We start from the raw sequence: 9,972 nt of genomic DNA, 5'->3' as shown, positions 1-9,972 counted from the left end.
CCGGCCGGCCGGACGACGAGCCCGTGCTGCCGCGCCAGCGCTCCGCCGAGCCCGCCGGCCTCGCCGCGCCCGACTCCGACGCGCCAAGTGGTTGCCTCAGCGAACTTGCCGGTTGGGCCGGGGCGCACCGGCACGGCCCGGTCCGGCCGCGTCCGCGAGTCACCCGCCGGGAGCGCCCACCACGCCGCTGGTGCTGAACGCCGCTACAGGCGGCCGCTGCTGAGCAGCGGTCAGCGGGTGCGTCGGCGGATCAGCAGGGCGATCCCGGCGAGGCCGACCGTGATGGTCAGCATCACGCCGACGTTGAGCAACAGCAGGCGTTGCAGGTCGCCGAGCGCCTCGTCCAGGTTCTTCGCCGGGTCGAGGGTGTCCTCCGGGAGCACGCGCTCGCCGCCGCCCACGCCGCCGCTGACCGTGTCGAACTGCCGCTCCAGCGGCACGCCGGCGGTGCGCAGGGTCTCGGACATGCTGAGCCGACCCAGGAACCAACCGGCGCTGGTCTTGCGGCCGTCCGGCTGCTTCGCCGGTCGGTAGACCCGGGGTCCCCCGACCGCCTTGGGGTAGAGGTCGTAGGTCTGCTTGGCGGTCTCGCCGGCGAGCACCACGACCGTGTACTTCGGACCGAGGTCGGCCGCCTTGGGGCCGGTCGGCATGCCGGTACGGCCGAGGAAGTTGACCTGGTCGATGACCGCGACCACGCCGCCGGGCTGAGTGTCCGCGCGCAACCGTAGCGGCCCGGACAGCCCCTCGCCGGTGATGTCCACTCCGGCGGGTGCCGGCTTCGGTGCCGCCGATGCCGAGCCGGCGGTGCCGAGCGACAGCAGCGCCGCCGCCAGCGTGCCCGCCAGCACGGCGGCCAACCGCCTCATCTGTCGGACCATCCCGCCTCCTCGCCCCGTTCGATGGATGGCTTCGTCGTGACGTCCGGACCGGCCTGTCGATGCGGTATCGACCCGATGCTCGGGCCCACCCCTACAGACTCCGCAGAACGTCGATGAGTTGCAGCTTTCGGAACAGTATTTGGAACTATCTGCGATCTCTGCTCGACTAACGAGGAGCCGTTTGATCAGCGGGCGGATCGTACCCTTACGGAGGGGTTCATGGGGGGCAGGGTTACACGTGCGGCGCGGGTCGTGCCAGTGGTGCTCGGCGTGGCGTTCGGTGTGTCGTTTCTGGTGCCGGCCACGCGGCCGCCGCCCACAACGAGCTGACCGGCAGTAATCCTCGGGACGGCGCCCGGGTGACGACCGCACCGGCCCGGATCGAGCTGCGGTTCCTCGCCAAGCCGACGCCGGCCACGACGAAGATCACAATAACCGGTCCGGACAATGTGGTCGCTGGCGGTCCGCCGGCGTTCGACGGCAGCCGGGTGCGGGTGCCGTTCAAGCCGGCCGCCGCCGGGCTCTACATCGTCAACTACCAGCTCGCGTCCGCCGACGGGCACCCGGTGAAGGGCGAGGTGCGGTTCACCCTCACCACCGGCACCGCTGCGACCCGTCCGCGTCTCCGTCCGGCGCCGACGGCGCCGGGCCGGCCGGGTCGCCCTCGGCGACGGCGTCCGCCGTCGGTTCGGCCTCGGCCTCAGCCGGGCCGGCGTCGGCGGCACCCGGCAGCCCGACGGTGTCCACCACCCCGCTGGTGCGGGAGCAGGCCGACTCCGGCGGTCGCTGGTGGATCTGGGCGCTCGGCGGCCTGGTGCTGCTCGCCGCTCTCGGCGCCGGCCTCGTGTTCCGCCGTCGACGCGTGCACCGATGAACGGGTGCTGCCCGGTAGCTCAGGAGCGCTCCTGAGCTACCGGGCAGCCCGTGATCGAGTGGGTCAGACCAGGCGGAGCCGGGCGGCGCGCATCCGGGTCAGGGTGCGCTCGCGACCGAGCACCTCCAGCGACTCGAACAGCGGCAGGCCCACGGTGCGGCCGGTGACAGAGACCCGTACCGGCGCCTGGGTCTTACCGAGCTTGAGGCCACGCTCGGCCCCGACCGCCTCCAGCGTCGACTTCAACGACTCGGCGTCCCACGACGCCAGCGCCTCGAACGCCGCGACGGCGTCGTCCAGCAGCTCACCGGAGCCGTCCTTCATCGTCTTCGTCCAGGCCGCCTCGTCGATCAGCGGCGAGGCCAGGAAGAGGAAGTCGACGTTCGACACGATCTCGCTGAGCACCGCGATCCGGGTCTGGGCCAACGGAGCCACGGCGGCGAACGCGTCGGCGTCGAACTCCTCCGGCTGCCACGGCGGCGGCGCGATGGTCCCGGTGCCGGTCAGCCACGGCTGGCAGGCGTCGACGAACTCGGCCACCGGCAGCGCGCGAATGTACTCGCCGTTGAACGCCCGCAGCTTCTTCTCGTCGAAGAACGCCGGAGACGGGTTGACCTCGTCCAGTCGGAACTCGTCCTCGATCACCGACCAGGGGACGATCTCCCGGTCGCCGGAGGGTGCCCATCCGAGCAGCATCAGGTAGTTGCGCATCGCGTCGGCGAGGTACCCCTCGTCGCGGTACGCCTCCAGGGCGACCTTGTCCCGACGCTTGGAGAGCTTCTGCCGCTTCTCGTTGACCACCACCGGCACGTGCGCCCAGACCGGCGGCTTGACCCCGAGGGCGTCCCAGAGCAGCTGCTGCTTGGGGGTGTTGGGCAGGTGCTCCTCGGCCCGGATCACGTGGGTGATCCCCATCGTCATGTCGTCGACGACGTTGGCCAGCAGGAAGACCGGCGAGCCGTCGCCCCGGGCGATCACGAAGTCCTCGATGAGCTTGTTCTCGAAGGTGGGCTCACCACGGATCAGGTCGACCACCACTGTCGCGCCCTCGTCCGGCGTCCGGAAGCGCAGCGCGTGCCCCGGACCCGGGCCGAGGCCACGGTCGCGGTGGTAGCCGTCGTAGCCCTGGTACTGCGAGCCGGTGCGGGCCTGCACGTCCTCGCGGGTGCAGTCGCAGTAGTAGGCGCGGCCCGAGTCGTAGAGGCGGGCGGCGGCGGCCCGGTGCTCTCCGGCGTTCTGCGACTGGAAGTAGGGGCCCTCGTAGCTGCCCCGGGAGATGCCGATCCAGTCCAGCGCGGAGAGGATGCCCTCGGTCCACTCGGGCTTGTTGCGCGCCGCGTCGGTGTCCTCGACGCGCAGCACGAACACGCCGCCCTGCTGCTTGGCGTAGATCCAGTTCTGCAACGCCGAGCGGGCGCCGCCGACGTGGAACATACCGGTCGGGGAGGGGGCGAAGCGCACACGTACTGTCACGTCCCCCAGCCTACGGCGGGCGGCGAGCGCTTTCCGCCACGGCCCCCTGACTCACGGGACCGAACGGATCTTGACGACCAGGGCGCTGCCGACCAGGGTGACCACGGCGGTGACCGCGTAGAGCGTGGGATAGCCGCCCAGGTGCACCACGAGCGGGGCGGAGAGCGCCGGACCGAGCACCTGCGGCGCCGAGTTGGCGATGTTGATGACTCCCAGGTCCTTGGCCCGGTCGGTGGCCCGGGGCAGCACCTGCGTGATCAGCGCGGCGTCTACCGAGAGGTAGACGCCGTAGCCGGCGCCGAGCAGCAACGCCGCGACGACGGCCATCGGCCAGACCGGCGCGACCGCGAGCAGCAGCGCCGCCACCGCCATGATCAGCCCGGAGACGATCACGTAGATCTTGCGGCGGCCGGACCGGTCGGACAGCCGGCCGGCGACCACCGCGGTGAGCATCATGCCGAGCGTGTAGAGCAGGATCAGCACCAGCAGGCCACCCTCGGGGTCCGGGTAACGCACCCCGTCGCTGAGGAAGTACAGCAGGTAGAGGGTGCCCAGCGCGTTGCCCAGCTGGACCAGGAACCGGGTGATCCAGGCCCAGGCGAAATCCGGGTGTCGGCGGGGGCTGATCCACATCGAGGCCAGCAGCGCCCGCGTCCGGATCACCGGCCGGTGCGTACGCGGCAGCGGCTCGTCGGGGGTGAGCAGCGCGAACGGCAGCGACAACAGCAGGATGGCCACCGCGATGGCCAGGTAGCCGGCGGCGTTGCCGGTTACCACGGCGGTGACCAGCACCGCGCCGAGCACCAACCCGAGCGCCTGCGGGATGCCCACCCAACCCGAGACCCCGCCGCGCTGGCGCACCGGAACCCGGTCCGGGACGGCCGCGCTGAGGCTGGCCAGCATCGCGTTGAAGCAAACCTGCGCGGCGACCCAGCCGAGGGCTACCCCGAGGATGGTTCGCTGCTGGGCCAGCAGCAGCAGGGCCGCCGCGCCGAGCACTGCCCCACCGGCGGTCCAGACGTGCCGGCGACCGAGCTCGCGGCCGGCCACCCGCAGGCAGGTCCGGTCGGAGAGCGCGCCCGCGAGGGGGTTGGCCAGCACCGCCGCCAGCGCGCCGAGGCCGGTGACCACGGCCAGCATGTTCTCCTTGTCGCCGGGCGCGATCTGCTCGATCTGCTGCGGCAGCAGCACCTGGATGGGCGTGAAGAACGCCATCCACACGCCGAGGTTCGCCGCGAAGATCAAACCGATCCAGCCGCGCCGCACCGGCACCGTCGGCTCGGCGAGCGCCGCCGGCAGCGACGCCGGCAGCGACGCCGGCGTCGGGTCGAGGGTGGTCACCGCGTCGACCCCGGCCGGCTGGCCGCGATCACGTCCCGCAGCCAGGTGTACGACGACTTCGGCGTACGGGTCTGGGTGGCGTAGTCGACGTGCACCAGACCGAAGCGCTTGGTGAACCCCTCGGCCCACTCCCAGTTGTCCAGCAGCGACCAGACGAAGTACCCGCGTACGTCCACCCCGTCGTCGACGGCGGCGGCGACCGCCCGCAGGTGCCCGTCGAGGTACGCGATCCGCTCCGGATCCGCGACCTGCCCGGTGGCGTCCGGTGCGTCGTCGTACGCGCAGCCGTTCTCGGTGATCTCGATGGGCGGCAGCGCCGCGCCGTACGTGTCGCGTAGCCAGCCGAGCAGTTCGCGCAGCCCGTCCGGGGCCACCGGCCAGTCGAAGGAGGTACGCGGGTAACCGTCGAGCGGAACGAGGTCGAACGGCAGGGGCGAGCCCTCCTCGGCCGCCCGTACCCCGGTGGGGTTGTAGTAGTTGACCCCGAGCACGTCGATCGGCGCGGCGATGGTGTCGAGGTCGCCGGGGTGCACGACGGTCGGGTCGAAGCCGGGCAGCTCCGGGTAGCCGCGCCCGAGCAGCGGGTCGGTGAAGAGCCGGTTGTGCAGCGCCTGGTACGCCGCCCCGGCGGCCCGGTCGGCGGCCTGGTCGCCGAGCACCCGCACCGGCGAGTAGTTGTTGGCGATCGCCACCGGGCTGGTGCTGTGCGCCCGTAGCGCGTGGACCGCGAGCCCGTGCCCGAGCAGTTGGTGGTGGGCGACCGGAAAGGCGTCGAAGAGCAACGTGTGGCCGGGAGCGTGCACGCCCATGCCGTAGCCGAGGCTCATCTGGATGAACGGCTCGTTGAGGGTGATCCAGAGTCGGACCCGGTCGCCGAGTCGGGCGGCGACCAGCTCGGCGTACCCGGCGAATCGGGCGGCGGTGTCGCGGCGCAGCCAGCCGCCGGCGTCTTCGAGCGGCTGCGGCAGGTCCCAGTGGTAGAGGGTGGCCACCGGGTCGACCCCGGCGGCCAGCAGGTCGTCCACCAGCCGGTCGTAGAAGTCCAGGCCGCCGGGTTGGCCGGGCCGGCGCCGGTGGGCTGGACTCGGGGCCAGGCGATGGAGAAGCGGTAGGCGGAGACGCCCAACCCGGCCAGTAGCGCGACGTCCTCGGTGTGCCGGTGGTAGTGGTCGCAGGCCACCGCGCCGCTGCTGCCGTCGCTGATCCGCCCGGGGGAGCCCGCGAAGGTGTCCCAGATGGACGGAGCGCGTCCGTCGGTGGTGGTGGCGCCCTCGATCTGGTGGGCCGATGTGGAGACGCCCCAGCGGAAGCCGGTGGGGAACTGGGGCATCGGTGCGGTCGACATGCGCCCTCCCGGTCAACGTGAAACGTGTTCGGGACTTTAAAGCGCTCTCGATGAATGCGCCATAGGCCGGCCTGGCGCAATACGCAAGGGTGATCGGCGTGTCTTTTTCCGAACCCGTCCAGGTAAGTCCGATTTAGCGCATAGAGTGCCGATATCGTGTGATGTCCTCACCGGAGGAAAGACGGAAATGATCCTCGTGGAACGCAGTGCGCACGTGGCGGCGCCAATCGAAGTGGTCTGGGATGTTGTCCAGCGGGCCGAGCAGTTGCCGGCCTGGCTGGCGGGGGTCCGCGCGCCGAAGTGCTCTCGGGAGAGGGCTTCGGGCGGCGACAACTGGTCCAGGCGGGGCGCGGCTCGGCGCATGAGGCCGAGGTCATCGCCTACCAGGAGCCGACGCTGATCGGCTGGCGGGAACGCGCCAGGGGTGCCGGTGCTCGTGCGGAGGCGCGCACCGAGATCTACGTCCAGCTCACCGCCGACGAGGAGGAGGAGGGCGGGACCATCGTGCGGCTCATCGTGGTCCGTTGGCCGGCTGGCCCGGTCAAGGCGGCCCTGCTGCGCCTCGGACTGCGGCGGGTCGCGCCGATTTGGAGGACTCGCTGGCCCGGCTCACCGACCTGGCCGCCGTCGGCTGACGAGCGCCCACCCTCCCGGCGTCACCCGCGACGCGGTGGCCGGCGTCCCCACCAGGAACGCCGGCCCACCGCCGATTCGCCAGTGCTGGTCGCGCTGGGCGCTCACGCGGACCGAGGGTGTCCGCGCGCCTGGCGCGGCTCGCGTGACTCGCGCCGCCGCTCATGGAGATCGTGCTCGACCCTGGATGTAGTGGTTTCGGCCGTCCGTGAGGCCACTACATCCACGATCGAGCGTGATCTTGCGAAGGGCCGCGCGGGGGGCGAGGGCCGCGTAGAGCTGTGGGCGGCGCGAGGGCGCGGGGGCGTACGCAAAAGACGAGGGCCCGGCACGCGAGCGCGTGCCAGGCCCCTTCGCGTACCTGTCAGCTGTCGCCGCCGGTCTCGCCGACCGGGGCGGCGTTGACGTCGTCGATCGCGTACTTCTTGGCGGCCTCGGCCGGCACGGTGGCCTCCACCGCGCCGCTGCGGGCGAGCTGCCGCAGCGTGGCCACCACGATCGACTCGGCGTCGACGTGGAAGTGCCGCCGCAGCGCGTGCCGGGTGTCCGACATGCCGTAGCCGTCGGTGCCGAGCGACGTGTAGTCGCCGGGCACCCAGCGGGCGATCAGATCCGGCACCGCGCGCATCCAGTCGCTGACCGCGACCTTCGGCCCGTCCGCGTCGGCCAGCTTCTGCGCGATGTACGGAACCTTCGCCTCCGCGCCCGGGTTGAGCAGGTTGTACTCCTCGGCCTCCACCGCGTCGCGACGCAGCTCGGTCCACGAGGTCACCGACCAGACGTCGGCGGCCACCCCCCAGTCCTGGGCGAGCAGCTGCTGGGCCTTGAGCGCCCACTGCATGCCGGTGCCGGAGGCCAGCACGTTGGCCTTCGGGCCGTCGACCTGCGGTGCCGGCGAGTAGCGGTAGATGCCCTTGAGCAGGCCTTCCACGTCCACCCCGGCCGGCTCGGCCGGCTGGAGGATCGGCTCGTTGTAGACCGTCAGGTAGTAGAAGACGTTCTCCTGCGCGTCCCCGTACATCCGGTGCAGGCCGTGCTCCATGATGTGCGCGATCTCGAACGAGAACGCCGGGTCGTACGCGACCACCGCCGGGTTGGTGGCGGCGATCAGCAGCGAGTGCCCGTCCTCGTGCTGGAGGCCCTCACCGTTGAGCGTGGTCCGCCCCGCGGTCGCGCCGAGCAGGAAGCCCCGCGCCATCTGGTCGGCCGCGGCCCACAGCCCGTCGGCGGTCCGCTGGAACCCGAACATCGAGTAGAAGATGTACATCGGGATCATCGGCTCGTCGTGGGTGGCGTACGCCGAACCCGCCGCGGTGAACGAGGCGACCGAGCCGGCCTCGTTAATCCCCTCGTGCAGGATCTGCCCGGTGGTCGACTCCTTGTACGACAGGAACAGCTCCCGGTCCACCGAGGTGTAGCGCTGCCCGTGCGGCGAGTAGATCTTCGCGGTCGGGAAGATCGAGTCGAGACCGAAGGTGCGGGCCTCGTCCGGGATGATCGGCACCCAGCGCTTGCCGAACTCCTTGTCCTTCATGATGTCCTTGAGCAGGCGGACGAAGGCCATCGTGGTGGCCACCTTCTGCTTGCCCGAGCCGCGCTTGACGTCGGCGAACCGCTCCGGGCCGGGGACGGTCAGCCGCTTGGTGCTGGTCCGCCGGGACGGCAGGTAGCCGCCGAGCTGCTCGCGCCGCTCCTTGAGGTACGCCAGCTCCTCGGACTTCTCGCCCGGGTGGTAGTACGGCGGCAGGTAGGGGTTCTCCTCCAGCGCCGAGTCCGGGATGTCCAGGTAGAGCCGGTCGCGGAAGGTCTTCAGATCCTCCAGCGTCAGCTTCTTCATCTGGTGGGTCGCGTTGCGGCCCTCGAAGTGCGAGCCGAGCGTCCAACCCTTGATGGTCTTCGCCAGGATGACCGTCGGCTGACCGGTGTGCTCGGTGGCCGCCTTGTAGGCCGCGTAGAGCTTGCGGTAGTCGTGCCCACCCCGCTTGAGGTTCCAGATCTCGTCGTCGCTGAGCGGCTCGACCATCTTGCGGGTCCGGGCGTCCCGGCCGAAGAAGTGCTCCCGTACGTACGCGCCCGACTCCGCCTTGTAGGTCTGGTAGTCGCCGTCGGTGGTGGTGTTCATGAGGTTGACCAGCGCGCCGTCGGTGTCCGCGGCGAGCAGCGGGTCCCACTCGCGGCCCCAGACGACCTTGATCACGTTCCAGCCGGCGCCCCGGAAGAACGCCTCCAGCTCCTGCATGACCTTGCCGTTGCCCCGGACCGGGCCGTCCAGCCGCTGGAGGTTGCAGTTGATCACGAAGGTGAGGTTGTCCAGCTCCTCGCGGGCGGCCACGCCGATCGCGCCGAGCGTCTCCGGCTCGTCCATCTCGCCGTCGCCGAGGAACGCCCAGACGTGCTGCTGCGAGGTGTCCTTGATGCCGCGGTGCTGTAGGTAGCGGTTGAACCGCGCCTGGTAGATCGCGTTCAGGCCGCCGAGACCCATCGAGACGGTGGGGAACTCCCAGAAGTCCGGCATCAGCCGCGGGTGCGGGTACGAGGGCAAACCGCCGCCCGGGTGGGACAGCTCCTGGCGGAACCCGTCGAGCTGGTGCTCGCTGAGCCGCCCCTCCAGGAACGCCCGCGCGTACATGCCGGGGGAGGCGTGGCCCTGGTAGAAGATCTGGTCGCCACCGCCGGGGTGGTTCTTGCCCCGGAAGAAGTGGTTGAAGCCCACCTCGTAGAGCGAGGCGGAGCTGGCGAAGGTGGAGATGTGCCCGCCGACGCCGATCTCCGGGCGCTGCGCCCGGTGCACCAGCATCGCGGCGTTCCACCGGACGTACGCCCGGATGCGCCGCTCGACGTGCTCGTCACCTGGGAACCAGGGTTCGCGCTCCGGCGTGATGGTGTTGATGTAATCGGTGGTGGTCAGGGGCGGAACCCCGACCTGGCGCTCACGGGCCCGCTCCAGCAGGCGCAGCATGACGTAGCGGGCGCGCTTGGCACCGCGTTCGTCGATGACACCGTCAAGCGACTCGACCCATTCGCTTGTCTCGTCAGGGTCGATGTCCGGAAGCTGGCTCGGTAGGCCGTCGCTGATCACCGGGCGCTTGCGTTCCGTAGCCACAGGCGTTCCCTCGGTTGTGTGTGGGATAGGTCTCTAGCGCCATCCTGCCCCCTGGTGGCACCTGTCGTCACGTCTAGGTGCCCCCGACGCGACGCGCAACACAGGTACCCACCAGTAACTTAGCGCGACGGCGGTTCGGATCGTCGGCGGTTCCCCGCGACTTCTCCCGTCTGGACCACGAAGAGGGGCGATGTCGCGGTCGCCGCGACAATGATCATTGCTGAGGTCGCGGGTTTCGGTGGCCGACCCGGTCGGCGTCGCCTCCGGTGGCGGTGGCGGCGGTTCCGGTGGCGGTGGCGGCGGTTCCGGTGGCGGTAGCGGC

8 protein-coding genes and 3 pseudogenes are annotated in these 9,972 nt (G+C 71.0%); 4 read left to right on the top strand and 7 right to left on the bottom strand.

Going from position 1 to position 9,972, the window contains the following annotated elements:
• Positions 1-197 (top strand): annotated as a pseudogene (locus tag JM949_RS37105) (hypothetical protein); the annotation flags it as partial.
• A 33-nt stretch (positions 198-230) separates the two neighbouring features.
• On the opposite strand, the gene JM949_RS15555 reads toward JM949_RS37105, so the two are convergent.
• The gene (locus JM949_RS15555) at positions 231-881 is read right to left on the bottom strand and encodes a hypothetical protein (protein WP_203149185.1); all 651 of its coding nucleotides are present in this window, start codon (positions 879-881) and stop codon (positions 231-233) included.
• A 359-nt stretch (positions 882-1,240) separates the two neighbouring features.
• On the opposite strand from JM949_RS15555, the pseudogene JM949_RS37100 reads away from it, so the two are divergent.
• Positions 1,241-1,414: pseudogene (locus JM949_RS37100) on the top strand (copper resistance protein CopC); the annotation flags it as partial.
• 58 nt (positions 1,415-1,472) lie between these two features.
• On the opposite strand, the gene JM949_RS37095 reads toward JM949_RS37100, so the two are convergent.
• Entirely contained in the window at positions 1,473-1,628 is a 156-nt protein-coding gene (locus JM949_RS37095; protein ID WP_238433225.1) for a hypothetical protein, read from the bottom strand.
• Here JM949_RS37095 and JM949_RS37090 point away from each other — a divergent pair.
• Positions 1,621-1,755, top strand: coding sequence for an LPXTG cell wall anchor domain-containing protein (locus tag JM949_RS37090; RefSeq protein WP_238433224.1), 135 nt, complete (start codon positions 1,621-1,623; stop codon positions 1,753-1,755). The genes JM949_RS37095 and JM949_RS37090 overlap by 8 nt on opposite strands.
• Before the next feature lie 63 nt (positions 1,756-1,818).
• Here JM949_RS37090 and gltX read toward each other — a convergent pair whose 3' ends face one another.
• The 3 genes and pseudogenes from gltX to JM949_RS15535 all read right to left on the bottom strand — a co-directional run bounded on the left by gltX (position 1,819) and on the right by JM949_RS15535 (position 5,914).
• A complete protein-coding gene (gene gltX / locus JM949_RS15545; protein ID WP_309232170.1) occupies positions 1,819-3,228 on the bottom strand; it encodes a glutamate--tRNA ligase in 1,410 nt (469 codons plus the stop codon).
• A gap of 51 nt (positions 3,229-3,279) precedes the next feature.
• Positions 3,280-4,569, bottom strand: a complete 1,290-nt coding sequence (locus tag JM949_RS15540) for an MFS transporter (protein WP_203149184.1) — start codon at positions 4,567-4,569, stop codon at positions 3,280-3,282.
• Positions 4,566-5,914: pseudogene (locus tag JM949_RS15535) on the bottom strand (GH1 family beta-glucosidase). The gene JM949_RS15540 and the pseudogene JM949_RS15535 overlap by 4 nt, the downstream one beginning before the upstream one ends.
• Positions 5,915-6,101: 187 nt before the next feature.
• Here JM949_RS15535 and JM949_RS39735 point away from each other — a divergent pair.
• Positions 6,102-6,314 carry an SRPBCC family protein gene (locus JM949_RS39735; RefSeq protein WP_203149183.1) on the top strand — a complete coding sequence of 71 codons (213 nt, stop codon included), beginning with the start codon at positions 6,102-6,104 and terminating at the stop codon, positions 6,312-6,314.
• Positions 6,315-6,523: 209 nt separating this feature from the next.
• Here the strand turns inward: JM949_RS39735 and JM949_RS38570 are convergent, their stop codons facing one another.
• Together JM949_RS38570 and aceE are read right to left on the bottom strand one after the other, a co-directional pair.
• Positions 6,524-6,655: a hypothetical protein gene (locus JM949_RS38570; protein WP_255545596.1), complete on the bottom strand. Its 132-nt coding sequence runs from the start codon at positions 6,653-6,655 to the stop codon at positions 6,524-6,526.
• 256 nt (positions 6,656-6,911) lie between these two features.
• The gene (gene aceE / locus JM949_RS15525; protein ID WP_203149182.1) at positions 6,912-9,650 is read right to left on the bottom strand and encodes a pyruvate dehydrogenase (acetyl-transferring), homodimeric type; all 2,739 of its coding nucleotides are present in this window, start codon (positions 9,648-9,650) and stop codon (positions 6,912-6,914) included.
• Positions 9,651-9,972: the final 322 nt, after the last annotated feature.

The organism is Micromonospora tarensis (assembly GCF_016803395.1).
Lineage (GTDB): Bacteria > Actinomycetota > Actinomycetes > Mycobacteriales > Micromonosporaceae > Micromonospora > Micromonospora tarensis.
Note: the sequence above shows the minus strand (reverse complement) of the source record. Positions and strands in the feature narration are given on the sequence as shown.